This window comes from Ochrobactrum sp. C6C9 (assembly GCF_022627935.1).
Taxonomy (GTDB): domain Bacteria; phylum Pseudomonadota; class Alphaproteobacteria; order Rhizobiales; family Rhizobiaceae; genus Brucella; species Brucella teleogrylli.
Genome location: NZ_JABXGB010000126.1, coordinates 1 through 275 on the forward strand (window position 1 = coordinate 1; position 275 = coordinate 275).

Genomic DNA, 275 nt, shown 5'->3' on the forward strand with positions numbered 1-275 from the left:
GTTCCTCCGGGCGTTCCGGAACCAGGCGAAGGGAGGGGATGCCTGATGCCCCGTCAACGCGTCCGCAAGGGCTGGCGGAAGTGGGTCAACACCGTCAACGTCAGTGGTGTCGTCATCGCGGTGCTCACGGCGCTGCCGCTGTACTGGCTCGTGTCGACGTCGCTCAAGCCGGCGTCCGAGATCGGGCAGTCGCCGCCGACCGCCTTCCCGCAGTCGTTCACCCTCGACAACTTCGTGGTGGCGTTCCGCGACAACGCGCTCGGCCAGTACATGGT

1 pseudogene is annotated in these 275 nt (G+C 66.9%); it reads left to right on the forward strand.

Going from position 1 to position 275, the window contains the following annotated elements:
* Window positions 1-45: 45 nt before the first annotated feature.
* Window positions 46-275 (forward strand): annotated as a pseudogene (locus HWD97_RS24350) (hypothetical protein); the annotation flags it as partial.